Origin of the sequence: Gymnodinialimonas phycosphaerae (genome assembly GCF_019195455.1) — a bacterium.
In the GTDB taxonomy this organism is placed as follows: Bacteria; Pseudomonadota; Alphaproteobacteria; order Rhodobacterales; family Rhodobacteraceae; genus Gymnodinialimonas; species Gymnodinialimonas phycosphaerae.
The window spans coordinates 124,884-149,517 of the sequence record NZ_JAIMBW010000001.1; the positions used below are offsets into that span (position 1 = coordinate 124,884).

The following is a 24,634-nucleotide window of genomic DNA, read 5'->3' on the forward strand; positions in this document are numbered from 1 at the left end:
TTCACCGATAGGACGTCCCAAGATGACAAGAGAATACCTCAAGAAAGCGTCACTTACCTCTGCCTCCGATGCGTCGGATGTGCAGGAGACTGTGCGCAAGATCCTGGCGGACATCGAGGCGGGCGGCGACGACACCGCGCGCGAGTACGCGGCCAAGTTCGACAAGTACGAGGGCAACATCATCCTGACGGCGGAAGAGATCGAGGCAGCGGCGGCGCTGGTGCCCGACAAGCTGAAGGCCGACATCCAATTCGCCCATGCCAACGTCAAGCGCTTTGCCGAGGCCCAGAAAGCCACCGTCAGCGACGTAGAGATAGAGGTCGTGCCAGGCCTGATCGCCGGGCAAAAGGCGATCCCCGTGGATGCGGCGGGCTGCTACGTGCCGGGCGGGCGTTACAGCCACATTGCCAGCGCAATCATGACGGTGACGACCGCGAAGGTCGCGGGCTGCAACCACATCATCGCGACCTCCCCGCCGCGCCCCGGCGTAGGCGTCGCCCCGGCGATTGTTTACGCAGCGCATATCTGCGGCGCGGACACGATCATGGCGCTTGGTGGCGTACAGGGCATCGCGGCGATGACCTTTGGCCTTTTCGGTCTGCCAAAGGCCAACATCCTCGTGGGGCCGGGCAACCAGTTCGTGGCCGAAGCCAAGCGCCACCTGTTTGGCCGTGTTGGCATCGACATGATCGCGGGCCCGACCGATAGCCTGATCCTCGCCGACAGGACCGCCGACGCCCATGTGGTTGGCACGGACCTCGTGAGCCAGGCAGAGCATGGGTACAACTCTCCGGTCTGGCTGGTGACGGACAGCAAGGATCTGGCCGAGGATGTCATGGCGCGCATCCCTGCGTTGATCGACGATCTGCCCGAGGTCAACCGCGAAAACGCCGCTGCCGCATGGCGCGACTATGCCGAGGTCATCGTCTGTGCAGACCGTGAAGACATGGCCGCATGCTCCGATGAATATGCGCCGGAACATCTGACGGTTCAGGCCGAGGATCTGCCTTGGTGGAAAAACCGCCTGAGCTGCTATGGCTCGCTGTTTCTGGGGGAGGAGACGACAGTGTCCTACGGCGACAAAGCGGCGGGCACGAACCACGTGCTGCCGACCTCTGGCGCGGCCAGCTACACCGGCGGTCTGTCGGTCCACAAATATATGAAGATTGTGACGTGGCAGCAGGCGACGCGCGAAGGCTCGCGCGATGTGGCAATTGCGACGGCCCGGATTTCGCGTCTTGAGGGGATGGAGGGGCACGCCCGTTCAGCGGATGTGCGTCTGGCCAAATACTTCCCCGGCGAAAACTTCGATCTGTCCGCCGATGCGTGATGCCTCTGCCCTGTTTGACCTGCGCGGCCGGGTGGCTTGCGTCACCGGGGCCTCCGCAGGTCTGGGGCAACGGGCAGCCGATATTTTGGCAGACGCAGGCGCCCGCGTGGTGGGTGTGGCGCGCCGCGCTGACGCGTTGGAGGAATGGGTGGAACGCATCGGCAAGCCCGCCGCCGCCGTGACAGCCGACCTGTCGGACCGAGGCGCGATCGCCCAGATCGCCAAGGACATTTGCGTGCCGTTCGGCGCGCCCGATATCGTGGTTCACGCGGCGGGCATCAACACCCGTGAAGTGGCCGATGAGGTGACCGAGGCGGGCTGGGACATCACGATGAACCTCAACCTCGCGGCGCCGTTCTTCCTGACGCAGGCCCTGGTGCCTGCGATGAAGGCGAAGGGCTGGGGCAGGGTGGTGAATTTCGCCTCGCTCCAGACATCGCGGGCGTTTCCGGGCGGTGTGGCCTATGGCGCGTCCAAGGCCGGGATCGGGCAACTCACCCGCGCCATGGCCGAGGCGTGGTCCCGCGATGGCATCAACGCCAATGCCATTGGTCCGGGATTCTTTCCAACGGAACTCACGGGCCCGGTTTTTGCAGACCCTGAACGCGCCGCGCGGAATGCCGCGCAAACCTGTGTGGGGCGCAATGGTGTGATGGAAGATATCGACGGGCCGCTTCTGTTCTTGTGCTCGGACGCGTCGTCCTTCGTGACGGGGCAGGTTCTCATGGTTGACGGAGGCTATACCGCCAAATGAAAGCGCTTGTGTACGACGGGCCGGAAGCCCTTGGGTTTCGCGATGTGCCCGATGCGGTGGCTGGCCCTGGCCAGCAGTTGATCAAGGTGATGTCCGTGGGGGTTTGCGGGTCGGACATGCATGCCTACCTGGGCCATGATGACCGCCGCCCCGCGCCGCTGATCCTGGGCCACGAGGCGGCGGGCGTGATCGTCGGCGGCATGCGCGATGGAGAGCGGGTGACGGTGAACCCCTTGGTGGCATGCGGTACCTGCGCGGCCTGCGCACGCGGCCACGATAACCTCTGCGCCGAGCGCAAGATCATCTCCATGCCGCCGCGCGAGGGTGCTTTTGCGCAGATGGTGGCGATGCGGGACGAGAACCTCGTGACGGTGCCGGATCATGTGTCCTTTGATGCGGCCTCGCTGGCGGAACCGATCGCCTGCGGATGGCACGCAGTCCGTCTGGCCAGGCGCGCGCTACCCGAGGCGCGGACCGCGCTGGTGATCGGCGGGGGGGCCATTGGCCTTGGGGCGGCTTTGTCGCTGTCGGCGCAGGGGATCACGGAGATCATCATTCTGGAGCCGAACGACATCCGGCGCGGTGTTCTGAACGGCCAGTGTATGCAGACATCCATGTCACCCGATGATCTGCCCGCCGACGCGATGTTCGATCTTGTTATCGACGGTGTCGGCTACGGCGCGACGCGCGCCACCGCTTCGGCCCATGCGCGGCCCGGCGGCGTGATTGCGCATATTGGTTTGGGGGAAGCCACCGGCGGCCTCGATATCCGCCGCATGACCCTGCAAGAGATCACCTTTTTCGGCACCTACACCTATACTGCGCAGGATTTCCGCGATACGGCCCAGGCGATTTTCGACGGCCGGCTTGGCCGCCTCGACTGGACGGAGCAGCGCGCTCTGGCCGACGGAGCGTCCGCCTTCACCGATATCCGTGCCGGGACCACCGCAGCCCCCAAGATGGTGCTGCGCCCCAATGACTGACTCCACACGGAAGGCAAACGACCATGTATGATCATGTTCTGGTTCCCCTGGCCCTCGACCATGGCTTCAGCAACACGGCGCTGGCCCTTGCGGCCAAGCTGTTGAACCCCGACGGACGGATCACTGCGCTGCATGTCTACGAGATGCCAACCGGTACCGCGAACGCCTATCTGGACGCGGGTATGGTCGACAAAGCCTATGCCGATGCCGATGCCAAGCTGGTCGCGCGCCTGAAAGGGACGGCCAATGTGACTGGCGTTCTCGTGAAGGGCCATTCGGGCCGGACGATCATCGATTACGCCACCGACAATGGCGCCGATTGCATCGTCATGGGCTCTCACAAACCCGGTCTCATCGACTACCTGCTGGGTTCCACCGCCGCGCGAGTGGTCCGCCACGCGCCCTGCGCCGTGCATGTTCTGCGCGACGCAACCTAAGATTTCACCCTGCGCCCGCCCCGGGCCGCTCAGCACAGGAGCTTGTAAGAGCCGTGAGTATTTCAAAGAAGATCGTTGATGATTTCGTCGCCAACGACGTGTCCTTCATCACCACCGTGCCCTGCAAGCAGCTGGCCGGGGTGATTGATGAGGTCGAAGCCCGGCCCGAGATTTTTCACATCCCATCCAACAAGGAAGATGAGGGGATGGGTCTGTGCGCCGGCGCGTTCATGGGGGGCAAACGCCCGGCGATCATCATGCAGAACACCGCGATTGGTGTGACGATCAACACGCTGGCGACGCTGACGCAGTATTACCGCATGCCGCTGCCGATGCTGATCTCTTACCGGGGTGAGCTGCGCGAGCCTGTGGCCTGCCAGGTCGAGATGGCCGTCCACACCAAGGCGCTTTTGGCGCAGATGAACATCCCCACGTATCACTTCCACAAGGAAAGCGACGCGGATGAGCTGGATGCGATCCTGAAATATACCTTCATGTGCAACAAACCTGTGGCCATCCTGACCGATGCGTCCTTCTGGGGAGGCTACGGCGACCAATGATCCGTTCTGAAATCCTGCGCGAAATCGCGCCCATTCTGAACCCGCACCTTGTCGTCTGCAACATCGGCCTGCCTAGCCAGGAGTTGCACATGATCGACGACAATGAGCGTAACTTTTACATGCTCGGCACGATGGGCCTGTCGTCCTCCATCGGCCTTGGCCTTGCGCTGGCGCAAGACAAGACGGTTATTTCCATCGACGGCGACGGTTCGGTTCTGACGAACCTTGGCACGCTGCCGACCATCGCCAACAACGTGGCCAACAACTATATCCTGTTGATCATCGACAATGGCTCTTACGGGTCCACCGGCGACCAGCCGACCTACGCGGGCAAGAAGACGAAGCTTGAAAATGTCGCGACCGCCTGCGGGTGCGAAAATGTCGTCGTTTGTCAGGACGTCGATACCGGGGCCGCGTTGCAAGCGGCCATCGACAGCAAGCAGATGACCATCATCGTCTCGAAGTGTGACAGCGGCAACATCAAGCTGCCCGTCATCACCAAGGACCCGGTCGTGATCCGCGACCGTTTCATGACGGCGGTGGCCAGCTAAGATGATCCATTCCAGCGCAGATGCGCGGCGCGCGGCAAAGCGACGTCTGCCCTGGATGGTGTTTGACTATATCGACGGTGCCGCAGGCGCCGAGACCGGGGCCGCGCGGGGACGTGCGGCCTTTGATGATCTGGTTCTGCGGCCTCGCGTGCTGCGGGACGTGAGTTCGCGTGATCTGGGGGCGCCGGTCTTCGGGCAGGCCACCAAGGCCCCCTTCGGGATCAGCCCCATGGGCATGTGCAACCTGTCGAGGTCCGGCGCGGACATGATGTTGGCACGGCTTGCGGCCCGCGAAGGGGTGCCGCTTGGCGTGTCGACGGTCGCCTCCACGGCGATGGAGCCGTTGATCGAAGAGGCCGAGGGGAATGCGTGGTTTCAACTCTATTTCACCGGCGATGGGACGGGCACGTTCAAGCTTGTGGAACGCGCGAAGGCCGCCGGATATGAGACGCTTATCTTGACGGTCGATGTCCCCGAGGTGGGCCGTCGTCCGCGCGAATTGCGCCACGGCTTCACCATGCCGTTCAAGATCGGTCCGCGCCAATTCATCGATTTCGCCCTGCATCCTCGTTGGTCGATCTCGTCGCTTTTGGCGGGCAAACCCGACATGGCGAATTTCCAGATGGAGGGGTTTGAGTTCGACCGCAAAGCCAGCCGTGCGAAGGCAGATTTTGGAACACTGGCGAAGCTGCGGGACATGTGGCCCGGCAATCTGGTCGTGAAAGGCGTCCTTGATCCAAAGGATGCGCGGCTTCTCAAGGCAGCGGGCGTCGACGCGATCCAGGTCTCCAGCCACGGTGCGCGACAGCTGGAAAGCGCGCCGGTGCCGATCAGCGTCCTTCCTGCGATCCGCGAGGCCGTCGGCCCCGAATACCCATTGTTCTTCGATACCGGGTTGCGCGGCGGCGAGGATGTTGTGAAGGCTTACGCTCAAGGCGCGGATTTCACGTTCCTGGGCCGCGTCCTGCAATTCGCAATCGCGGCGGGCGGGGAAGAGGGGCTGGCGCAGCTATGGTCCGTCCTGAAGGACGAGACCAGCATCACCCTGGCGCAGATCGGCGCGACGTCGCTGGGACACAACCAGTTGCGGGGTGCGATCAGCGTGGGTCATCCAGGTCGCTAGGGAAGCGCCGCGGCACAAGGCCCGCCTGAAACCACGTGAGCAGACTGTATACGGAGTAAACCGGCAGCCCGGTTTCGCGCCTGATATCAGCGGCATAGGGCACCATGTTGGTGCATTCCAGCAAGATCGCTCCGGTGTCGGGATGGGCTGCCACAAGCGCCTGGGCGGCGGTAAGCAGATCGGCGCGGCCGGCTATGAAATCAATCTCGATCTCATCGCCCAGGACGGCGCGGGTGAACTCCTGGCCGCCATCGGTGCCTACCACGGGCGTGCCGTCGGGCACCCCGGCAGCGTCCAGATGCGCCTTGGTCAACGTGTCGGCCGAGATTGTCAGGATCGACATGTGTTTTCCCGGCGGCAATGTCGCCGCGATCATCGGCGCCTGGATCAAGGACGAGGTGGCGACGGGCACGCCCAAGGCCTCTTTGAGCTCGTCCTGCAAAAGCGCCAGAAATCCGCAGTTCGTGGCAATCCCGTCGCAGCCCATAGCCACCAATTCACGCCCCGCAGCGATGAAATCCTGCGCGCGCGTCCACGGGTCGCCGCGCACGATATTGTCCGGCGTGGCACCTTTCACTACGCGGTAATGCACCGGAAACTCCCACGTCAGCGCGTTGCCGATATCGCCCGGAATGCGGGGGAATTGCGTTTCCAGCATCAAGATACCGACGCTGGCCCCGAAGACCGTTTTGCCGCCTCGAACGCTCATCCGGCCCTCACATAGATTTCCGAGAAGGCATCGCGGACGGCTTGGGTCGCGTCCTCTTTGCGCAATTGGATATGCGACCGCAAAGCTGCCAGCGCAGCGCCAACGTCGCGGGCATGGACCGCTTGCATGATCTGACGATGGGCATCCGATTGCGCCGCTACGCCGCCGCTTGCATCCAGCCCGATCATCCGAACATACCGGATGCGCCCGTTAATGTTCTCCAGAAGCCGCATGATCTCTGCATTTCCACAGAGTGACGTGAGTCCAAGGTGAAAGGCTTCGTCCATCTCCAGCAGCGCAAGCCGGTCTGCAGTTGGCGCTGCGCTTTGCAGGGTGGCGGAATGCGCCGCGATATCGGCATTTGACGCCCGTGCAATGGTCAGGCGCAGGGCCTCGCATTCCAGCGCCGCACGCGTCTCGTAAAGGTCCATGATCCGCGCTGGCGTGAGCGCGCGGCAGAAAAAACCGCGCCCGCCGGTGTTGGTCAAATATCCCTCGGACACCAAACGGTTCAGGGCCTCACGCAGGGGTGTACGGCTGACGTTGAGGCGCTTGGCCATCTCACCTTCCACGATGCGTTCTTCCGGCTTGATCTCGAAGTCGGCGGCCATGCGGCGCAGCTGCGCGGTGAGACGATCGACATTGCTTTGGGTGCTTTCCATGGCGGCACCATGAAATCGACGCTTGAGTATTGCAAGATATATTGGTCTGTATACAGTTGTTAATGCAGGGGAGTCGCAAGATGGATAATCAGATGAACGGGGCCGACGCGCTTGTCGCCATGCTCAAAGCCCACGGCGTGCGGCACATCTTCGGGCTTTGCGGCGATACCAGCTTGCCGTTCTATGATTCCATGCGGTCCCACGGCGGTGACATTACCCATGTCCTGACCCGGGACGAACGCTCTGCCACCTACATGGCCGACGGCTATTCCCGCGTGACGGGCCGTCCTGGCGTGGCCGAGGGACCGTCGGGCGGGGGCGCGACATACATCTTGCCGGGTCTGATTGAAGCGTCGGAGTCCTCTTACGCTGTCCTCGGCATCACCACGGACATCAGCGTCGGGACCTACGGAAAATATCCCCTGACAGAGGTGGATCAAAACGCCCTGATGGCGCCGGTGACCAAGTGGAACAGCGTCATCGTGCAGGCCGCCCACATTCCGCGCATGGTGCGCAAGGCGTTTCGGGCCATGACCACGGGCCGCGCCGGGGCCGCGCATCTGGGCCTTCCCTACGATATCCAATATGACCCTGTCGAGCCCGGCGATATCTGGGCCGACCCCAAGCACACCAGCTATCCGGCCTATCCCCAAGCGCCCGAACCCGGTGCGGCCGAGGCGGCGGTAGAGGCCATCCTATCCGCCAAGCAACCTTTGATCGTCTGCGGCGGCGGCGTGGTGATTGCGGGCGCGATGGCAGAGTTGGCGCGGCTGGCTAACCGCCTCGACATTCCGGTTGCGACCTCGATCAGCGGGCAGGGCAGCCTTGCGGACACGGACCCGATGTCGCTTGGCGTCGTCGGGTCCAATGGTGGCACTGACGAGACGTGGGAAGCGATGGAGGCCGCCGATCTAGTGATTTTCATGGGTGCACGCGCTGGCTCCACCACCACCGCCCGGTGGGAGGCCCCCAAGCCCGGCGCCCGCATCGTGCATTTCGACAGTGACCCGATGGTGATTGGCGCGAATTATCCGACTGAAGTGGGCGTTGTCGGCGACCTGAAGTTGTCCCTTGCGGCGGTCAACGCGGTGCTCGATGCGCGCGGGCAGGGCGCGGCGACCTTCGGCGGGGCCAAGGCCGTGGCCGACATCAAGGCGCGCAAATTTGCACGCTTCAACGCGCTCGCAACAAGCGACGAGACCCCGATCAGGCCCGAGCGTGTCGTGGCGACGCTCAATCGCATCCTGCCGGAGGATGCCACCATCGTATCCGACCCCGGCACTTCTTGCCCGTATTTCTCGGCCTATTACCAGCAGGCGAAGGCGGGCCGCTTCTTCATTACCAACCGCGCCCACGGCGCACTTGGGTATTCTCTGTCGGCCTCCCTTGGCGCTTGGTACGGGCGGCCAACTTCCAAGACCGTGGCGCTGATGGGGGACGGGTCCTTCGGCTTTACATGTGGGGAGTTGGAGACCGTCACACGGTCGCGCGCCAACATCACCTTCATCGTTTTCTCAAACGCCACTTTCGGTTGGATCAAGGCAAGCCAGATGGCCGACAAGGGCAGTCGCTATTACAACGTGGATTTCAACCGCGTCGACCACGCTGCCGTGGCCACCGCTTACGGCGTAAAGGCATGGCGGGTGGAGGACCCGACAGACCTGGAGACCACGTTGAAAGAGGCCATCGCCCATGACGGCCCGACCCTGGTGGACATCATCGCGCAGCCGCTGGAGGAAGCAGCCGCCCCGGTGCGTCGCTGGATGGGATGACCCGGCCGATCTCGTCCAACAGCAGTGCGAGGAAATCGCGTGCTAACGCCGACAGCGGGCGCGTTGCCGAGGTGATGACCATCATGTCCATGTGAATTGCGGGCGCGAAGGGGCGGGTGACGAAGCTGCCACTCTCGTCATGCGCCAACATGAAGGGGTCAAGGATCGCGACACCCATCCCCTCTTGCACGAAACTGAGCATATTCTTGAACAAGTGCGTATGGACGCGGGTGTTCCACGGCACGCCTGCACTTTCGAAAGCCTCTCGCGTGCGGCGGTGCGTCATGTGGTCGGGCCCCATGACGATGAACGGCTCTGACCCGCAGAGCGCCGGGGTCAGAATGTCATAGCGTGTCAAGGGATTGTCCGGATGTAGGGTCAGTTCCATCTCGACCCGGAAGGGGTAGGTATCGAGGGCGTCGTAAAGCTGCGGCGTCTCGCAAACGCCGATCTCGAACAGCCCCGACATCACCCATTCCTGCACCTTCGACGAATACTGCGACTGGAACGAGATCGACATATCGGGCCGGGCCCGCGCGAATTGCGCGATGAGTTTCGGCATGAACCCGAACGACATCGCATGTTGCGAGGCGACCTGTAGCTGTCCGCCCTGTTTGTTCTGCAAATCGGTGACGGCCTGGCCCACATGATCGAGGCCGCGCACGACGGTATCGACCTCTTGAAACAGAACGCCCGCCTCGGGCGTGGGGATCAGGCGGCCTTTGACACGCTCGAAAAGCTTGAACCGGGTCTCTCTTTCCAGCTGGGCCAAAAGGTTTGAAATGCCGGGCTGCGAGATGCCCAAAAGCGCCGCCGCCCCGGTGACGGTGCCGGTTTCATAGGTGGCGTGGAAGGCTTGCAATTGGCGAAAGCGGATCGACATGAAGGAAGGAATATCACTTTTCGTGATGTCTTGGGAAGAATTGCATATTTGAAATGATGTTATTTCCCGGTCACGCTGTGCGGGCTTTGGGGGAGCGTTATGTCAGACCAGAACCAGACCATCACAGGCTTCAAGCTTTGGCACCTTTCGTTGCCGGTGAACGCGCGGCGGGACCATGGCATCGGCTCGGTCGCAGGCGCGGTGGAAATCGTGGTGCTGAGGCTGGAGGCCGAGGGTGGTACGGCGGGGTATGGCGAGGCCTCGCCCTGGGTCGTGTTCACCGGGTCAGCAGAGGCGACATATGCCGCATTGGACCGATATCTGCGCCCCTTGGTCGTCGGGCGGCGCGTGGGCGATCACGCGTTGATCATGGAAGAGGCCCGGGCCGCCGTGGCCCATTGCACCGAGGCGAAAGCGGCCTTGGACAGTGCACTATTCGATTTGCGCGCAAAGATTGCGGGCGTGCCGGTCTGGGCGCTTCTGGGGGGCAAATGCCGGGATGCGATCCCGCTCAGCTGCTCCATCGCCGACCCGGATTTCGACAAGGATCTGGTATTGATGGCCCGTCTGCGCGCCGACGGCGTGAGGATGATAAAGCTCAAGACGGGATTCAAGGATCACGCGTTCGACATGATGCGGCTAGAGCGGTTGCGCGCCGATTTCCCCGAATTCGACATTCGCGTCGATTACAACCAAGGCTTGCACCACGATACGGCCTTGGCGTGCGTCAGCGACGTAGCCACGTTCAAGCCCACGTTCATCGAACAACCCGTTAAAGCCCATCTGCGCGCGCTGATGGCGCGGATCCGGGACGCCGTGGACGTGCCTCTGCTGGCGGATGAGAGCATTTTTGGCCCGGAGGATATGGCCGGGCATCCCGGAATCGCGGATGGCGTGTCGATCAAGATCATGAAGTCGGGCGGGCTGTTGCGCGCCCAAACCGTGGCGCGGATGGCGGCGGCGCAAGGGATGTCAGCCTATGGCGGCGACATGTTCGAGTCCGGTCTGGCGCATCTCGCGGGCGCACATATGATCGCGGCGACCCCGGAAATAACGCTGGGGTGCGAGTTCTACCAAGCGACATACTTCCTGCGCGAAGACATATTGGCCGCGCCGTTTCCGGTAGTGGACGGCCATGTCCATTTGCCCGATACGCCAGGCCTTGGCGTGAGTGTCAATGAAGACGCGTTGGCACGATTCGAGGTGGCGCAATGACCCGATCAATACGTCGCTGCCGCTCGGGCCGCCTGATCGTATTGCCCGGCCATCAGCCGCAACAGGCGGCTGAGACGGCTGACTTGGTCGCGCTCGATCCCCAACTCGTCCAGCGCCTCCAGCAAAAGCGCATTGCGGATATCGCGGTAGCGTGCGCAGACCTCCGCGCCCGTTTCCGTCGTGGTTACGGTCTTCTCTTTGCCCAACCGCCCCTCGGCCACCAACCCCGCCTTGCGCAGCTTCTTGACCGCGTAGTTCACCGTGTGCGTGTCCTCGATATTCAGCACAAGACAGATATCGGCCAGCGTTTTCGGACGCCCGCGGTGGTGCGTCGAATGCAGGACCAAGATGTCCAGCGCCGACATGTCCGGGTGTCCGGCCAGCGCCATGGCGCGCATCATCCAGCGGTGAAACGCATGGTTGGACAGGGTCAGGCCGAACTCGAATTCCGAGAGTTCCGGGAAGCCGCTGTCGGCAAGATGCGCGGACGAGACGACGTGGCTGAGATCAGTTTCGTTCATATTCCCAGTCCGCACGCTCATCGACAAAATGTCAACAAATTGTTGACGAAATGCGAATCGCGAACAAGGGTAGGTCCTGACATGAGGGCGGATGCGATGATTTCAGGGATTAGATCACCGGAGGGCGCGACATGAGCGCAGAGCATCCGATCGTCGTGATTGGCGCCGGGATCGTCGGTGTGTCGACCGCGATCTGGCTGAAGCGCGCGGGACGCGAGGTCACGCTGGTCGACCGCAGTGCGCCGGGGCAGGGCACGTCTTATGGCAACGCGGGCGTGATTGCTAATTGCTCGGTCGTGCCTGTGACGACGCCGGGTTTGATCCGCAAGGGGCCGAAACTGGCCTTGGACCCGAACTTCCCGCTTTTCTTGCGGTGGTCCTACATGCCCAAATTGCTGCCGTGGCTGGTGAAATACCTGGGCAATGCCAACGATGCAGACACAAGGCGCATCGCGCGCGGCCTCACGGATATCGTGGGCGATGGGGTGGAGCAACACGGCGCTTTGTCCGGCGGCACGCGGGCGGCCGATTGGATGGCACATAGCGATTACACCTTCGCTTACACCGACCGCGCGGCCTTCGAAGCCGATGCTTATGTCTGGGAGTTGCGCCGCGATGCGGGCTTCGTGCCAGAGCTGATCGAGGGGCCGGCCGTCGCGGAATATGAGCCCAACCTCGGGCCTGATATCGGGTGTCTCGCGGTGATGAAAGATCACGGCTTCATCCGCGACCCCGGCGGCTATGTCGCTGCTTTGGCCGAAGAATTTCAGGCCCTTGGTGGCCAGTGGCGGCAATCCAATGTCCATGATTTTGCCTATACCGGCGACAAGGTCACGGCGATCGAGACCTCTACCGGCCCGATCCCGTGTTCCGAGGTCGTGCTGGCGACGGGCGTTTGGTCAAAGCCGCTGATGAAGCGCCTTGGCTTGACCATCCCGCTCGAGACGGAACGCGGCTACCACATCGTCTACAAGAATGCCCGGAACGCGCCAAAGGTGCCGATCATGGTGGCGTCCGGAAAGTTCGTTGCCACGCCCATGGCCGAGGGCCTGCGCTGCGCGGGTGTAGTGGAATTCGGCGGGTTGGAGGCGGGGCCGTCAAAGGCTCCGTTTGCGCTTCTCCGCAAACAAGTGAAACAGGCGTTTCCGACGCTACAAGCGACCGAAGAAGTCGAATGGCAAGGTCACCGTCCCGCGCCCTCGGACAGCCTGCCGCTGATTGGGCAGGTACGCAACACTGGCGTCTATGTCGGTTTCGGGCACCACCATATCGGGCTGACGGGTGGCCCCAAAACGGGCCGTCTGATCGCACAACTGATGACGGGGCAGCGTCCAAACATGGACATGACCCCGTATGATCCGGCACGCTTCGCTCGGTGAACAGATAACAAGACCAAGAAACTGACCCATTCAACAAGGAGAACTACCCATGAAAATCACCCACATCGCGGTCTGCATGGCAGCCGCCACAGTTGCCTTCCCGGCTGCCGCCGAGACCTGGGATATGCCGATGGCGTACTCCGGTTCCAACTTCCATTCCGTCACGGGGGCCGAGTTTGCCCAATGCGTGACCACCGGCACCGGCGGCGATATCGAGATCGTCACCCACCCCGGCGGTTCGCTGTTTGCGGGCGCGGACATCAAGCGCGCGATCCAGACCGGTCAGGTCCAGATCGGCGAACGTCTGCTGTCGGGTCACCAAAACGAAGACGCGCTGTTCGGGTTTGATTCCATCCCCTTCCTCGTCGGCTCTTTTGACGAGCACGACATGCTGTGGCAGGCAGCGGAAGGCCCGATCCGCGAGCTTCTGGAAAGCCAGAACCTGCACCTGCTCTATTCCGTACCGTGGCCGCCCCAGGGCCTCTACTTCAACCAGGAAGTGAACTCGGTCGCAGATATGGAGGGCATTCGCTTCCGCTCCTACAACAATGCGACCAACCGTTTGGCGGAACTGACGGGCATGTTGCCGGTGACGATCGAGGCCGCTGAAATCAGCCAGGCCTTCGCGACGGGTGTCGCGTCGTCGATGGTTTCGTCCGGTGCCACGGGCTATGATCGCCGCGTGTGGGAAAGCCTGAGCCACTTCTATGAGGTCGACGCCTGGTTGCCGCGCAACTACATCATGGTGAACGCGGAGGTCTGGGAAGGCACGTCTGAGGCCAACCAGAACGTCATCAACGGCTGTGCCGAACTGGCCGAATACGCGGGCACATGGCGCGCACGGGAATACACCGGCTTCACGCTGGCGGGTCTTGCAGCAGGCGGCATGACCGTTGAGCCCGCAGGGGAACAGTTGATGGAAGAACTGCGCGCCATTGGTGAGACGATGACAGCCGAATGGTTGGAGGCCGCGGGCGAAGAAGGCCAAGCCATCATCGACGCCTACCGCGAAGCAGCCGCAGCAACGGCCGAATAGCACCATCGGGGCGCCCCTTCCGGGGGCGTCCCTTTCCCTTGCCACGTCCTTTGACAAGAAGGCGATCTTTCATGTCCGACAAACCCGGGTTCCTGCGCCGTGCCCTCGATGGGCTCTATTTCGCATCGGGCGTTGCCGCCGCCCTGTGCCTGATCGCGATCCTTTTGCTGATCGTGGCCCAAATGGTCGCCCGCTGGACCGGAGAGATCTTTCCGGGTGCGCCCAATTACGCGGGCTACATGATGGCCGCCGCCAGTTTTCTTGCCTTCGCTGCGGCCCTGAACGGGGGGGCGCACATTCGCGTGTCGATCCTGCTGAATGCTGTGCCAGAGAAAATCAAATGGGCGCTAGAGGTCTGGTGCTTCGGCATCGCGACCGCCACGATCGCCTACTTTGTCTACTATGCCTATTGGTTCGTCTACTGGTCGTGGCGCTTCAACGAAGTAAGCCAGGCACAGGACGCCACGCCGCTTTGGATCCCGCAATCTGTCATGGTCGTGGGTGGCGGCATTCTTCTGATCGCCTTCCTCGACAACCTGATTTCCGTGCTCTTCAAGGGCAATCACCGCATCGGCGATAACACCGTCGACCAAAGCTTCGGGGAATGATCTGATGACCGAAGTCTATGCAATCATCCTGTTTTTGTTCGTCCTTTTCATGCTTTTGGGCACCGGTGTCTGGGTCGGTGTGGCGCTTATGGGCGTCGCGTGGGTGGGGATGGAGTTGTTCACGACACGGCCCGTGGGCGACGTCATGGTCACGACGATCTGGGCCACCTCGTCGTCCTGGACCCTCACCGCGCTGCCGCTGTTCATCTGGATGGGAGAGATCCTCTATCGCACCCGCCTGTCCGAGGATATGTTCCGCGGCTTGTCCCCCTGGCTGGCGCGCCTGCCCGGGGGCCTCGTGCACACCAACATCGTAGGCTGCACGGTTTTCGCGGCCGTCTCTGGTTCAAGCGCGGCCACGCTGACGACCGTTGGCAAGATGTCGATCCCCGAGTTGCGCGCGCGCAAGTATCCTGAACACATCGTCATCGGCACCCTCGCCGGAGCCGCGACCCTTGGCCTTATGATCCCACCCTCGCTGGCGCTGATCGTCTACGGCGTCGCGGTGAACCAATCCATCACCGAGCTGTTCTTTGCTGGCGTCTTCCCGGGCCTCGTTCTGGCGCTCATGTTCATGGGCTACGTCGCGGCCTATTCCGTTCTGTCCAAGGGCTGGCAACCGACGCTGGAGACGGCGATGAGCTTTGGCGAAAAGCTGAAGAACTCGCGCTTTCTGATCCCGGTGATCCTGCTCATCATGGTTGTCATCGGGTCCATGTACACCGGGACCGCTACGGCAACGGAGGCGGCGGCGATCGGAGTCATCGGCTCGCTGCTGCTGGCGGCCTCTCAGGGCTCGCTCAACTGGGGCAGCTTCCGCGAAAGCCTGATGGGGGCCACGCGCACCAGCGCCATGATCATGCTGATCCTCGCAGGCGCGGCTTTTCTGAAGCTGTCGATGGGCTTCACCGGCCTGCCGCGAGCGCTTGCCGACGGCATCGGCGCGCTGGACCTCACGCGGTTCCAGCTGCTGATGATGCTGTTGGTGTTTTACATCGTGCTTGGCATGTTCCTTGATGGGATTTCCTCGGTGGTGCTGACCATGGCGGTGGTCGAGCCAATGGTGGTCGAGGCCGGTATCGACCTGATCTGGTTCGGCATCTTCGTGATCGTCGTCGTCGAGATGGCGCAGATCACGCCGCCCATTGGCTTCAACCTCTTCGTGCTGCAAGGCATGACGGGACACGAGATGGGCTACATCGCCAAGGCGGCCTTGCCGATGTTCATGATCATGGTGCTGATGTGCTTCGTGCTGATCTGGTTCCCGGACCTCGCCATGTGGTTGCCTGAAACCATGCGCTCCACGCCCGGCGGATGAGCGTGCTTGCCTTCTGCGCCCGCCATGGGCGCTGGGGGTTGGTGGTCGGCCTCGTTGCGGGGCTGGCCTTGCCGGGCCTCGCTCAAGCGATGCGGCCATGGCTGCCGCATATGGTGGCCGGGCTCCTGCTCATTACCGCTTTCCGCGTCGGCTATCGCGGATCGGTCGGTCAATTGCGTGCCGCCCCGCGGGTCCTGGCCGAGGTGTTGGTGCTGCAACTGCTCCTACCACTTCTGGGCCTCGCTGTGGTCTTTGCCTTCGGCCTCTCCGCCACCACGGCCGCGCTGGCGATTGTGCTGATGCTCTCGGCGCCCTCAATCAGTGGCTCGCCCAACTTCGCGGTGCTTGTCGGCCATGACCCGGCGCCAGCGATGCAGATCATGGTCATGGGCATGGCGTTGTTTCCGCTGACGATCTTGCCCGTCCTGTTCCTGCTTGGCCCGGAGCTCGGAGACGCTAGTGGCGTCCTGGCCACAAGCCTGCGCCTGATCATCGTCATCTTCGCCGCCACCGGCCTTGGATTCGCCGCCCGTGCCCTACTCTTGCCCAAGGCCACGCCGGCGCAAATCCAGAGCCTTGATGGGGCAGGGGTCGTCGCCCTGGTGGTCATCGTGATCGGCCTGATGGCGGGTATCGGCCCAGTGTTCGCCCAATCGCCGTTTGCCTTGGCAGGCTGGATCGCCTTGGTTTTCGCGGCGAATTTCGGCCTTCAAATCCTGACCTTCACCCTTGTTCCAAGCGGCCCGCGCGCTGTGCCCTTCAGCTTGATCGCGGGCAACCGCAATGTCGCCCTCTTTTTGCTGGCGTTGCCGCCAGAGCTTACCGACCGTCTGCTGCCCTTCATCGGCTGCTACCAACTGCCGATGTACCTGACGCCCCTTGTCATGGCGCGCCTCTACCGCTTGCGACCGCACGCGGGCTGAGGCAGTAGAGGCCATGCACTTACTTGACCCGGACCACCCATTCTTCCAACCGCTCTGGCGGCGGTTGCTGTTGGTCGCCATCCCCTTTGTCTGGGCCTTTGTGGAGATGTCCTACGGCAATGACATCTGGGCCTACTTCTCGGCGGGAATTGGCGGGTTCCTGGCGTGGAATCTGATCCTGAAATGGCCCAACAAGGACTAAAGGGCGACCGGCTGGCCTGTCTGTTGGGACTGCGTTGCCGCGTCCGCAAGGATTTGCGCCTGTAGCCCATCCTCGATCGATGGTTCCGGCTTGGTGCCACTGCTGACGAAGTCGATAAACGCCTTCATTTCAGCGGCATAAGCGGCCTCGTAGCGTTCCAGAAAAAAGTTCAGCGTGGGCGCGCGACGAAAGCCCTCGGCGGTCGCCACCTCGACTGAGGTCTCCAGGATATTCTCGGCCCGCAGCATCCCCAGTGCTCCGTGTACCTCGATCCGCTGGTCGTAGCCGTAGCTGGCCCGGCGGGAGTTGGAGATCTGGCAAATGCGGCCCGACGCGGTCGTCAGGATGACGGCGGCGGTGTCCACATCGCCCGCTTCGCCGATTTCCGGGTCCACAAGGCAAGAGCCGACGGCGCTAAGCATTGTGAACTCCTCGCCCATCAGAAACCGCGCCATGTCGAAGTCATGGATCATCATGTCCCTGAACAACCCGCCCGAGGTCTTGATGTAACCGATCGGGGGCGGCGACGGATCGCGAGAGGTGATCTGGATCAGCTCTACCGCGCCGATTTCGCCAGCCCGAAGACGGGCCTGGAGCGCGGCAAAATTGGGGTCGAAACGGCGGTTGAAGGCGGTGAAGAAGGGGACGTTGGCCTTGGCCGTCACATCCATCAGAATGCGAATATTGTCCACAGACATATCCACAGGTTTTTCACAGAAGATCGCCTTGGAACTCTCTGCCGCTGCTTGGATTTGCTCGAAATGGGTCGAGGTTGGCGTACCAATGATGACGGCGTCGATATCCGTGGCAGACAGTACAGCGTCCGGTTCACGAACTTCTGCAGCTAGAGCGGTTGCCAAGGACTCCGCCGCTGCGGGCACGGCATCGGCGACCGCCACGATTTTCGCGTGCTCCAGCCCCTTGATCGTCCGTGCGTGAACCTGCCCGATGCGTCCGCATCCCAGAAGTCCAATCTTAAGCATCGCTCATTCCCTTTCCAGAGGCATTCATCCCGCGAAACACGGCACGGGCGGCGTTGAATACGGGCTCATGGGTGTCGCGCAAGATCTGCACGCGGTCGAACCGTTCCGGGTCACGATTGACCGCGTCGCGAAGCGCGGCGCCAAAGGTCATACGCAGCTCGGTGCCGATGTTGAATTTACCGATTTTGGACCCGGTCGCCAATGCCCTGCGCTGCGCAATGGGCACGCCAGAGCCGCCGTGGATCACCAGGGGCACGTCGGTTACGGCCTCGATCGCGCGAATACGGGCCTCGTCGAGACCGCCCTCGCGGTCCTGTTGTAAATGAACGTTGCCGACGCTGATCGCCATCGCATCGATGCCGGTCTCTTGGGCGAAACGGGCCGCATCATCGGGGTCCGTACCGGCGCTGTTTTCGCCGCCGGAATAGCCGACGAACCCGATTTCACCTTCCGCCGAGACGCTCGCGTCGTGGGCCAATTCCACCACCGCCCGAGTCTGAGCGATGTTCTCGGCCAGAGGCAATCTGGAGCCGTCGAACATCAGCGACGTGAAGCCCGCATCCAACGCCGCCTTGCAGTCGTCCATCGTGTAGCCGTGATCCAGATGCGCAACCACGGGGACCGAGACGCTGTCGGCCAAATGTCGGAACATCTTCCCCAAAATCGGAAGCGGCGTGTGCTCGCGGCACGACGGTCCGGCCTGCAGAATGACAGGCGCGCCTTCGGCTTCGGCGGCCATGGCAAAGGCGCGCATGTCCTCCCACCCAAGACACACGAGGCCTGGAACCGCATAGCCGCCCGTCATCGCAGGGCGTACAACATCAGCAAGCGTGGCGAGGGTCATTTGAACTTCGCCACCATATCCATGATGCCGGGGATCGTGTGAAGCTGCTCGGCATGGGTCGGCTGGAAGTATTGTTTCAAGCTGCGCTGGGACAGGCCGCCGAGGATGGTGAAATAGTACATTTCATACCCCGGCAGAACACAGCAGGGATGATAGCCCTTGTCGATCAAAACGGTAGAGCCGTTCATGATGTGGTACGCGTCGCCCGGTTCATTATCGATCCGTTGCAGCATTTGCAGGCCCGAGCCGTAGTCCGGCTTAAAGCGGAAGTTGTAACACTCATCATGGCGCGTTTCGTCGGGCAGGCGGTCGGTGTCATGCTTATGCGATGGGAAGCCAGACCATCCCCCGGTACCCACGGTGAACAGCTCACTCACCAACAAGCGCCCGACACGGTCATGATGCGCGGCACCGAGGATGTGCTTGATTTTGCGGTGCGTTTTTGTGTCGTCTGATCCGTATTGTACAAGGTCAAGATCGGCGGAGCGTACGGCGAACGGCGTCAAAGTCTCCGCGAATTGGGCCCCGGCCACGAAGACCTCCGTATCGGTGCGCGCGGTGATCCGCGCCCCTGTATCGGTGGGCACATAGACCCCCTCTGGGTCGCCGTCCCAGACATCCGCGCCCCGGTTGCCAATATCGGCGAAGGTCTCGCCTCCGACCTCTATGGTGACGGTCCCGGTGGCTGGAACAATGCAGCTTTCATAGCCTTTCAAGCGGTATTCGAATGCCTCGCCCGCTTTCAATTTCACGATATTGAAGTAGGTAAGGGGCACATGGGCATCTCCCTCATCCACGATGGGCTTGTTCTGGTTGTCGAAGGGGGGGATATGCATCGTTTCGTCCTTTCAGGCCAGATCACCGGGAGAGGTCGGCGCGGGGTGCTTCTTCATGAACGCATCAAGCTCGGCGCGTGAGGGCATGGCGGGGGCGCAACCGACGCGCGCGACGACCATGGCGGCCGCGGCAGAGCCTTGCAAAACGGCGTCCGTCACAGACAAGCCATCGGCGAGGCCCGAGACAAACCCACCCATGAAGCTGTCGCCCGCGCCGGTGGGTTTCAAAGCTTCCGTGCGATAGATGCCGGTGCGTACCTCTGCGTCGCGGATAATGGTGACGGCGCCTTCTTCGCCCATCTTGTAGACTGCTATCGTGCCGCCGTTGGCGACCAGATCACGCGCCTTTTCAAGGCCTTGGTCGTAGTCACCGGCCATGAAGCCGAACTCCACGTCGTTGCCGACGATGACGTCGCACATCGCGCCTGCGCGGGAGTACACACCTGCCGCCACCTCGGCCGAGGGCCAGGAATAGGGGCGGTAATCAACGTCGAAGATCAGCGGTAAGCCTGCCGCTTTGGCCAGTTCAAACGCCCGGAACGCCGCGCTGCGCGAGGGTTCCGCCGCGAAGACGGTGCCGGTAGTGATCAGCGCGTCGAAAGCCGCATAATCCACGGCCTCAACGTCGGCTATCGTCATTTCGAAGTCAGCGGCGCCATTGCGGTAGATGACCGATTGATGGTCCTCGATCCGGGTCTCGACCACCGCAAGCGAATTTCGCGCTTCGCCGCCCTGGGCATGCACGTGGGTCCGATCGATGCCGTAATGGTCCAGTTGATTGCAGCAAAACCGCCCAATCGCATCATCGGCCACGCGTGTCACAAGTGAGGCCCGCCCACCGAGCTTCGTGATCGCAACGCCGATATTCGCCGATGACCCGCCGAGGCAGGTGAAAAACTGCGTCGCGTCCTCGGTCCGGGTGCCGGGCGGATCGGGGTACAAATCCATGCCCGCGCGCCCGATGATCAGGAAGTTCTTACCCCTCAGCCGCATCACACGCCCTGCCTTTGCTTGACTCGGTCGGCCTCTTGTTCCGCGTGCTTTTCGCGGACATTTGCGTTGTCCGATACCTCTGCCGTCCCGACCTCCCACCAGGTGTGGCCCTCGGTCGTCCAGCCTTCGTAGGGGTCAACCTTCATCACGATGACGGAGGTCTTGTCACCCGCTTTCGCGCGCTTGAACGCCTCGGCCAATTCCGCAGGGTTGGAGGCGGTTTCCGTCGCCGCCCCCATGGCGCGGGCGTGGCCTTCGAAGTCCACGGTAAAGGGCTCGGGCACTGTCGGGCAATCGGCGATGAGGTTATTGAAACTCTCATTTCCGGTGTTGTTTTGCAGCTTGTTGATGACCGCGAAACCGCCGTTATCAAGCACAAGAACGATCAGTTTCTTCTGCGTCAACACACTTGAGTAAATATCGGAATTCATCAAGAGATAGCTACCATCACCTACAAAAACAACGGTATCTGCTGTGGGCTCATGCTCGGATTGTGCAATCCGCGCGCCCCATCCACCAGCGATCTCATAGCCCATGCAAGAGAAGCCGAACTCCACATCCACGGTGCCTACGTCCAGGGTGCGCCAGTTGGCCGTGACCTCGGCGGGCAATCCGCCGGCAGCGGTCACCACGCGGTCGCGTTTGTCGCAAAGCGCGTTCACAACACCGATAGCCTGCGCGTAGGAGTTCGGCCGGTTTCCAGCCGCCACGTTGTCGGCGACATAGCCGTCCCACTTGGCACGTTCGGCCTGCGCTTCTGTCGTCCATTCGGCGGGGGCCGCATAGCCCTCCACCGCACTGGCCAATGCAGGAAGGCTCAGCTTCGCGCAGCCCACAACGGGCATGGACAGGTGTTTGGCCGCATCGTGGCGGCCCACGTTCATCCCAATGATCTTTGCGTCCTTGGCGAAGGCGGTCCAGGAGCCGGTGGTAAAGTCCTGCAACCGGGTGCCGACCGCAAGGATCACGTCGGCCTGTTCCGCAATTGCATTGGCCGAGTTTGACCCGGTGACGCCCAGGGGCCCGATGTTCAGCGCATCTTCCGCCAGCAAGTTTGCACGTCCGGCGATGGTTTCGACGACCGGGATGTTGTGAGCTTCCGCGAAATGGGTCAGCTCGGCCACGGCACCCGCGTATTGAACGCCGCCGCCCGCGATGATCATCGGGCGCTTGGCGGTTGCCAGCATTGCGGCCGCATCGGCGATTTCTGCAGCGTCCGGCGCCTGGCGTCGGATGCGATGCACGCGACGGGCGAAGAAGACTTCGGGGTAATCATAGGCCCATCCTTGCACATCCTGCGGCAACCCAAGGAACGCCGGTCCGCAGTCGGCGGGGTCAAGCATGGTCGCCAAGGCGGCGGGCAAAGATTGAATGATTTGAGCGGGATGCGTGATCCGGTCCCAAAAGCGCGTGACCGGTTTGAAGGCGTCGTTCACACCAAGCGTCGGGTTTCCGAAATGCTCCAGCTGTTGCAGGACGGGATCAGGCAGACGGGTCAGGAAGGTGTCCCCGCACAGCATCAGCATCGGCAAGCGGTTGGCGTGGGCGAGGGCAGAGGCCGTCAGCAGATTCGCCGTGCCGGGCCCGGCGGAGGCGGTGCAGAACATGAAGCGACGCCGCAGGTGGTACTTGGCATAGGCCGCAGCGGCAAAGCCCATGCTTTGCTCATTTTGTCCGCGATAAAGCGGCAGGTCGTCCTTCACGGGGTAGAGCGCTTCGCCAAGGCACGGCACATTGCCATGCCCGAAGATCCCGAAGCCACCGCCGCAAATGCGTGTCTCGACGCCGTCGATCTCGATGAACTGGTTCATCAGATAGCGTACGATGGCTTGGGCCACGGTCAGCCGCAGGGTGGCGTTCGGTTCGGTCATGGTCATTCTCCGGTACGACGCGCTAGTGGCGTCGCTCAGATTGGATATTGCGAAGCTGTGATCCTCAGGATACGTGTTTTGCAACCGGTTGCAACACGATTGAGCGAGGGAGGGTGCGCCATGACAGAGATCGGCATTGGTCTGGTCGGCGGCGGCTATATGGGCAAGGCCCATGCGGTGGCCATGGCTTCCGTTGGCGCGGTGTTCGACACCACTCTGCGCCCGCGCTTGGAGATGATTGCCGCGTCCAGCGATGCCTCGGCGGAACGCTACCGCGCTGCGTATGGATTCGCGAGGGCAACGGGGGATTGGCACTCTTTGGTCGCGGACCCGAGGGTTGAGGCCGTGGTCATTGCCTCCCCCCAAACCACGCACCGCGCCATCGCAGAGGCCGCTTTTTCTCTTGGAAAACCAGTATTCTGCGAGAAACCTCTGGGGGCCTCGCTTGAAGACGCGCAGGCGATGGTCGCCGCGGCTGAGGCCGCTGGTTTGCCCAATATGATCGGGTTCAACTACGTCCGGACACCGGCGACCCAGTTCGTTCGGCAGCTGTTGGCCGAGGGTGCGATCGGCGACGTGACATGGTTTTGCGGTGAACATACCGAAGACTTCCTGGCTGATCCCGATGAGCCCGCCAATTGGCGGACGACGGGGCGCGCGAACGGCTGCATGGGCGACCTCGCGCCGCATATGATCAACTGTGCCCTGGCGCTGATGGGGCCTATGGCCGAAGTATCAGCCGCGATCGAGACGGTTCACAAAAGCCGGGGCGGCGTGGCCGTGGACAACGATGACCATGCTCAAATGATGGTTCGTTTTGCCAATGGCGCCATGGGGCACCTTTATTTCAGCCGCACGGCGACAGGGCGAAAAATGGGTTATGCCTATGAAATACATGGTACAAAAGGGGCAATCCGGTTTGATCAAGAGGATCAAAATGCCGTTCACCTGTACCGTGCCGAGGGGCCGGAGGCCACGCGGGGTTTCGTGAAAATCCTGATTGGGCCCGAGCATCCTGATTACTTGCCGTTCTGTCAGGGCCCGGGGCACGGCACGGGATACCAGGACCAGATCATCATAGAGGCGCGCGACTTCCTGCGGGCCATTGAAATCGGGCAACCTGTCTGGCCGACCTTCCGCGATGGGCTGGCCGTCAGCCGCGTTATCGACACCGCCTTCATGGCCGCCGAATGTGGCGGTTGGACTTCTATCCCTCTGGTTGGAAAGGGAAAATCATGACTATTCGTATCGGCAACGCGCCTTGTTCCTGGGGGGTGGAATTCGCAGACGATCCGCGAAATCCGACGTGGCAATCGGTTTTGGCCGACTGCGCGGCGGCGGGTTACAAAGGAATCGAACTGGGGCCTGTAGGCTTCATGCCAGAGGATCCAGCGGTCCTGGGCGATGCTTTGGCAGAGCATGAACTGGAGCTGATCGGGGGCGTCGTCTTTCGTGCGTTCCATGACCCCGATGCCTGGGATGACGTGATGGATGGGGCTGTGCGAACATGCAAGGCATTGACCGCCCATGGCGCGCAACATCTTGTTTTGATTGACTCAATATCTTCGCGTCGGGCGCCGACGGCGGGCCGCGCCGATGCGGCCGAGCAGATGGACACGGCGGAATGGGCTGCTTATCGTGACAGGATCGCAACCATCGCCAGGATGGGCACGGACGAATACGGGCTGCGCGTGGGTATTCACGCCCATGCGGCAGGGTTCATGGACTTTGAACCCGAGCTGGAACGACTGCTAGACGAGGTGTCTGAAGATATCCTCAAGATCTGCTTCGACACCGGCCATCACTCCTACGCGGGTTTCGATCCGGTGGCCTTCATGAAGCGCTACATCAACCGCATTTCCTATATGCATTTCAAGGATATCGACCCGACCGTCAAAGCGGATGTCATCGCCGAGGGCACCGGGTTCTATGATGCCTGCGGGCAGGGTATTTTCTGCAACCTGGGCCAGGGTGATGTGGATTTCCCCAGCGTACGGCAGATTCTGTTGGATGCGGGGTTTGAGGGTTGGTGCACGGTGGAGCAGGATTGCGATCCGCTGCTGGATGTGCGCCCCCTGGATGATGCACGGGCGAACCGTGAATATCTTGAATCTATTGGCTTTAATTGAAGGCGAGATGCG

26 protein-coding genes are annotated in these 24,634 nt (G+C 62.1%); 17 read left to right on the plus strand and 9 right to left on the minus strand.

All coding sequences use genetic code 11. From position 1 onward, the window contains the following. The first annotated feature begins 22 nt into the window (after nt 1-22). The 7 genes from hisD to KUL25_RS00675 are packed head-to-tail and all read left to right on the plus strand — an operon-like array spanning nt 23 to nt 5,738. A complete protein-coding gene (hisD, locus tag KUL25_RS00645) occupies nt 23-1,330 on the plus strand; it encodes a histidinol dehydrogenase (RefSeq protein ID WP_257891151.1) in 1,308 nt (435 codons plus the stop codon). Continuing rightward, entirely contained in the window at nt 1,323-2,084 is a 762-nt protein-coding gene (locus tag KUL25_RS00650) for an SDR family NAD(P)-dependent oxidoreductase (protein ID WP_257891152.1), read from the plus strand. The genes hisD and KUL25_RS00650 overlap by 8 nt, the downstream gene beginning before the upstream one ends. Further along, nucleotides 2,081-3,067 (plus strand): alcohol dehydrogenase catalytic domain-containing protein, encoded by a 987-nt coding sequence (locus KUL25_RS00655; protein WP_257891153.1) that lies wholly within the window; start codon nt 2,081-2,083, stop codon nt 3,065-3,067. Before KUL25_RS00650 ends, KUL25_RS00655 begins: the two co-directional genes overlap by 4 nt. 23 nt (nt 3,068-3,090) lie before the next feature. Beyond that, complete coding sequence (locus KUL25_RS00660) at nt 3,091-3,504, plus strand: universal stress protein (protein ID WP_257891154.1); 414 nt, start codon at nt 3,091-3,093, stop codon at nt 3,502-3,504. Between the two features lie 53 nt (nt 3,505-3,557). Next, nucleotides 3,558-4,064, plus strand: coding sequence for a sulfopyruvate decarboxylase subunit alpha (comD, locus tag KUL25_RS00665; protein ID WP_068356554.1), 507 nt, complete (start codon nt 3,558-3,560; stop codon nt 4,062-4,064). Continuing rightward, a complete protein-coding gene (gene comE / locus KUL25_RS00670; protein ID WP_068356557.1) occupies nt 4,061-4,615 on the plus strand; it encodes a sulfopyruvate decarboxylase subunit beta in 555 nt (184 codons plus the stop codon). Before comD ends, comE begins: the two co-directional genes overlap by 4 nt. A gap of 1 nt (nt 4,616) precedes the next feature. Next, entirely contained in the window at nt 4,617-5,738 is a 1,122-nt protein-coding gene (locus KUL25_RS00675) for an alpha-hydroxy acid oxidase (protein ID WP_257891155.1), read from the plus strand. Here the strand turns inward: KUL25_RS00675 and KUL25_RS00680 are convergent. Further along, complete coding sequence (locus tag KUL25_RS00680) at nt 5,713-6,447, minus strand: aspartate/glutamate racemase family protein (RefSeq protein ID WP_257891156.1); 735 nt, start codon at nt 6,445-6,447, stop codon at nt 5,713-5,715. The two genes, KUL25_RS00675 and KUL25_RS00680, sit on opposite strands and share 26 nt — an antisense overlap. After that, nucleotides 6,444-7,109, minus strand: coding sequence for a GntR family transcriptional regulator (locus KUL25_RS00685; protein ID WP_257891157.1), 666 nt, complete (start codon nt 7,107-7,109; stop codon nt 6,444-6,446). Before KUL25_RS00685 ends, KUL25_RS00680 begins: the two co-directional genes overlap by 4 nt. Before the next feature lie 80 nt (nt 7,110-7,189). On the opposite strand from KUL25_RS00685, the gene KUL25_RS00690 reads away from it, so the two are divergent. Further along, entirely contained in the window at nt 7,190-8,881 is a 1,692-nt protein-coding gene (locus KUL25_RS00690; RefSeq protein WP_257891158.1) for a thiamine pyrophosphate-binding protein, read from the plus strand. On the opposite strand, the gene KUL25_RS00695 is transcribed toward KUL25_RS00690, so the two are convergent. Then, nucleotides 8,826-9,764 carry a LysR family transcriptional regulator gene (locus tag KUL25_RS00695; RefSeq protein ID WP_257891159.1) on the minus strand — a complete coding sequence of 313 codons (939 nt, stop codon included), beginning with the start codon at nt 9,762-9,764 and terminating at the stop codon, nt 8,826-8,828. The genes KUL25_RS00690 and KUL25_RS00695 overlap by 56 nt on opposite strands. A gap of 99 nt (nt 9,765-9,863) precedes the next feature. Between KUL25_RS00695 and KUL25_RS00700 the strand changes: the two genes are divergently transcribed. Continuing rightward, entirely contained in the window at nt 9,864-10,979 is a 1,116-nt protein-coding gene (locus KUL25_RS00700) for an enolase C-terminal domain-like protein (protein WP_257891160.1), read from the plus strand. 5 nt (nt 10,980-10,984) lie between these two features. On the opposite strand, the gene KUL25_RS00705 is transcribed toward KUL25_RS00700, so the two are convergent. Beyond that, a complete protein-coding gene (locus KUL25_RS00705; protein WP_257891161.1) occupies nt 10,985-11,500 on the minus strand; it encodes a winged helix DNA-binding protein in 516 nt (171 codons plus the stop codon). A 131-nt stretch (nt 11,501-11,631) separates the two neighbouring features. Here KUL25_RS00705 and KUL25_RS00710 point away from each other — a divergent pair, with 131 nt between their 5' ends. From KUL25_RS00710 to KUL25_RS00735, 6 genes are all read left to right on the plus strand, one after another. Next, nucleotides 11,632-12,879 carry an NAD(P)/FAD-dependent oxidoreductase gene (locus tag KUL25_RS00710; RefSeq protein ID WP_257891162.1) on the plus strand — a complete coding sequence of 416 codons (1,248 nt, stop codon included), beginning with the start codon at nt 11,632-11,634 and terminating at the stop codon, nt 12,877-12,879. A gap of 49 nt (nt 12,880-12,928) precedes the next feature. Continuing rightward, complete coding sequence (locus KUL25_RS00715; protein ID WP_257891163.1) at nt 12,929-13,915, plus strand: TRAP transporter substrate-binding protein; 987 nt, start codon at nt 12,929-12,931, stop codon at nt 13,913-13,915. Between the two features lie 71 nt (nt 13,916-13,986). Continuing rightward, nucleotides 13,987-14,523, plus strand: coding sequence for a TRAP transporter small permease (locus KUL25_RS00720; protein WP_257891164.1), 537 nt, complete (start codon nt 13,987-13,989; stop codon nt 14,521-14,523). 4 nt (nt 14,524-14,527) lie between these two features. Next, on the plus strand, nt 14,528-15,841 hold the full coding sequence (locus tag KUL25_RS00725; protein WP_068356585.1) for a TRAP transporter large permease: 1,314 nt from the start codon (nt 14,528-14,530) through the stop codon (nt 15,839-15,841). Further along, nucleotides 15,838-16,764 carry a hypothetical protein gene (locus tag KUL25_RS00730; protein WP_257891165.1) on the plus strand — a complete coding sequence of 309 codons (927 nt, stop codon included), beginning with the start codon at nt 15,838-15,840 and terminating at the stop codon, nt 16,762-16,764. Before KUL25_RS00725 ends, KUL25_RS00730 begins: the two co-directional genes overlap by 4 nt. 13 nt (nt 16,765-16,777) lie before the next feature. Further along, nucleotides 16,778-16,966 carry a hypothetical protein gene (locus KUL25_RS00735; protein WP_257891166.1) on the plus strand — a complete coding sequence of 63 codons (189 nt, stop codon included), beginning with the start codon at nt 16,778-16,780 and terminating at the stop codon, nt 16,964-16,966. Here the strand turns inward: KUL25_RS00735 and iolG are convergent. From iolG to iolD, 5 genes are read right to left on the minus strand one after another with little or no spacing between them, the layout of a single operon-like run. After that, nucleotides 16,963-17,949, minus strand: a complete 987-nt coding sequence (gene iolG / locus KUL25_RS00740; protein ID WP_257891167.1) for an inositol 2-dehydrogenase — start codon at nt 17,947-17,949, stop codon at nt 16,963-16,965. The genes KUL25_RS00735 and iolG overlap by 4 nt on opposite strands. After that, the gene (locus tag KUL25_RS00745) at nt 17,942-18,793 is read right to left on the minus strand and encodes a class II fructose-bisphosphate aldolase (protein ID WP_257891168.1); all 852 of its coding nucleotides are present in this window, start codon (nt 18,791-18,793) and stop codon (nt 17,942-17,944) included. The genes iolG and KUL25_RS00745 overlap by 8 nt, the downstream gene beginning before the upstream one ends. Then, the gene (locus tag KUL25_RS00750) at nt 18,790-19,629 is read right to left on the minus strand and encodes a 5-deoxy-glucuronate isomerase (protein WP_257891169.1); all 840 of its coding nucleotides are present in this window, start codon (nt 19,627-19,629) and stop codon (nt 18,790-18,792) included. Before KUL25_RS00750 ends, KUL25_RS00745 begins: the two co-directional genes overlap by 4 nt. Nucleotides 19,630-19,641: 12 nt before the next feature. Next, nucleotides 19,642-20,622 (minus strand): 5-dehydro-2-deoxygluconokinase, encoded by a 981-nt coding sequence (gene iolC, locus KUL25_RS00755; protein ID WP_257891170.1) that lies wholly within the window; start codon nt 20,620-20,622, stop codon nt 19,642-19,644. Then, on the minus strand, nt 20,622-22,493 hold the full coding sequence (gene iolD, locus KUL25_RS00760) for a 3D-(3,5/4)-trihydroxycyclohexane-1,2-dione acylhydrolase (decyclizing) (RefSeq protein ID WP_257891171.1): 1,872 nt from the start codon (nt 22,491-22,493) through the stop codon (nt 20,622-20,624). The genes iolC and iolD overlap by 1 nt, the downstream gene beginning before the upstream one ends. Nucleotides 22,494-22,613: 120 nt before the next feature. On the opposite strand from iolD, the gene KUL25_RS00765 reads away from it, so the two are divergent. After that, nucleotides 22,614-23,732 (plus strand): Gfo/Idh/MocA family protein, encoded by a 1,119-nt coding sequence (locus KUL25_RS00765; RefSeq protein ID WP_257891172.1) that lies wholly within the window; start codon nt 22,614-22,616, stop codon nt 23,730-23,732. After that, nucleotides 23,729-24,622: a sugar phosphate isomerase/epimerase gene (locus KUL25_RS00770; RefSeq protein WP_257891173.1), complete on the plus strand. Its 894-nt coding sequence runs from the start codon at nt 23,729-23,731 to the stop codon at nt 24,620-24,622. Before KUL25_RS00765 ends, KUL25_RS00770 begins: the two co-directional genes overlap by 4 nt. Nucleotides 24,623-24,634: the final 12 nt, after the last annotated feature.

What these genes read in the sequence shown, in the direction of transcription:
- hisD (WP_257891151.1), top strand. Translation starts at nt 23, where the DNA reads ATGACAAGAGAATACCTCAAGAAAGCGTCACTTACCTCTGCCTCCGAT.
- KUL25_RS00650 (WP_257891152.1), top strand. Translation starts at nt 1,323, where the DNA reads ATGCGTGATGCCTCTGCCCTGTTTGACCTGCGCGGCCGGGTGGCTTGC.
- KUL25_RS00655 (WP_257891153.1), top strand. Translation starts at nt 2,081, where the DNA reads ATGAAAGCGCTTGTGTACGACGGGCCGGAAGCCCTTGGGTTTCGCGAT.
- KUL25_RS00660 (WP_257891154.1), top strand. Translation starts at nt 3,091, where the DNA reads ATGTATGATCATGTTCTGGTTCCCCTGGCCCTCGACCATGGCTTCAGC.
- comE (WP_068356557.1), top strand. Translation starts at nt 4,061, where the DNA reads ATGATCCGTTCTGAAATCCTGCGCGAAATCGCGCCCATTCTGAACCCG.
- KUL25_RS00675 (WP_257891155.1), top strand. Translation starts at nt 4,617, where the DNA reads ATGATCCATTCCAGCGCAGATGCGCGGCGCGCGGCAAAGCGACGTCTG.
- KUL25_RS00680 (WP_257891156.1), bottom strand. Translation starts at nt 6,447, where the DNA reads ATGAGCGTTCGAGGCGGCAAAACGGTCTTCGGGGCCAGCGTCGGTATC.
- KUL25_RS00685 (WP_257891157.1), bottom strand. Translation starts at nt 7,109, where the DNA reads ATGGAAAGCACCCAAAGCAATGTCGATCGTCTCACCGCGCAGCTGCGC.
- KUL25_RS00690 (WP_257891158.1), top strand. Translation starts at nt 7,190, where the DNA reads ATGGATAATCAGATGAACGGGGCCGACGCGCTTGTCGCCATGCTCAAA.
- KUL25_RS00695 (WP_257891159.1), bottom strand. Translation starts at nt 9,764, where the DNA reads ATGTCGATCCGCTTTCGCCAATTGCAAGCCTTCCACGCCACCTATGAA.
- KUL25_RS00700 (WP_257891160.1), top strand. Translation starts at nt 9,864, where the DNA reads ATGTCAGACCAGAACCAGACCATCACAGGCTTCAAGCTTTGGCACCTT.
- KUL25_RS00705 (WP_257891161.1), bottom strand. Translation starts at nt 11,500, where the DNA reads ATGAACGAAACTGATCTCAGCCACGTCGTCTCGTCCGCGCATCTTGCC.
- KUL25_RS00710 (WP_257891162.1), top strand. Translation starts at nt 11,632, where the DNA reads ATGAGCGCAGAGCATCCGATCGTCGTGATTGGCGCCGGGATCGTCGGT.
- KUL25_RS00715 (WP_257891163.1), top strand. Translation starts at nt 12,929, where the DNA reads ATGAAAATCACCCACATCGCGGTCTGCATGGCAGCCGCCACAGTTGCC.
- KUL25_RS00720 (WP_257891164.1), top strand. Translation starts at nt 13,987, where the DNA reads ATGTCCGACAAACCCGGGTTCCTGCGCCGTGCCCTCGATGGGCTCTAT.
- KUL25_RS00725 (WP_068356585.1), top strand. Translation starts at nt 14,528, where the DNA reads ATGACCGAAGTCTATGCAATCATCCTGTTTTTGTTCGTCCTTTTCATG.
- KUL25_RS00730 (WP_257891165.1), top strand. Translation starts at nt 15,838, where the DNA reads ATGAGCGTGCTTGCCTTCTGCGCCCGCCATGGGCGCTGGGGGTTGGTG.
- KUL25_RS00735 (WP_257891166.1), top strand. Translation starts at nt 16,778, where the DNA reads ATGCACTTACTTGACCCGGACCACCCATTCTTCCAACCGCTCTGGCGG.
- iolG (WP_257891167.1), bottom strand. Translation starts at nt 17,949, where the DNA reads ATGCTTAAGATTGGACTTCTGGGATGCGGACGCATCGGGCAGGTTCAC.
- KUL25_RS00745 (WP_257891168.1), bottom strand. Translation starts at nt 18,793, where the DNA reads ATGACCCTCGCCACGCTTGCTGATGTTGTACGCCCTGCGATGACGGGC.
- KUL25_RS00750 (WP_257891169.1), bottom strand. Translation starts at nt 19,629, where the DNA reads ATGCATATCCCCCCCTTCGACAACCAGAACAAGCCCATCGTGGATGAG.
- iolC (WP_257891170.1), bottom strand. Translation starts at nt 20,622, where the DNA reads ATGCGGCTGAGGGGTAAGAACTTCCTGATCATCGGGCGCGCGGGCATG.
- iolD (WP_257891171.1), bottom strand. Translation starts at nt 22,493, where the DNA reads ATGACCGAACCGAACGCCACCCTGCGGCTGACCGTGGCCCAAGCCATC.
- KUL25_RS00765 (WP_257891172.1), top strand. Translation starts at nt 22,614, where the DNA reads ATGACAGAGATCGGCATTGGTCTGGTCGGCGGCGGCTATATGGGCAAG.
- KUL25_RS00770 (WP_257891173.1), top strand. Translation starts at nt 23,729, where the DNA reads ATGACTATTCGTATCGGCAACGCGCCTTGTTCCTGGGGGGTGGAATTC.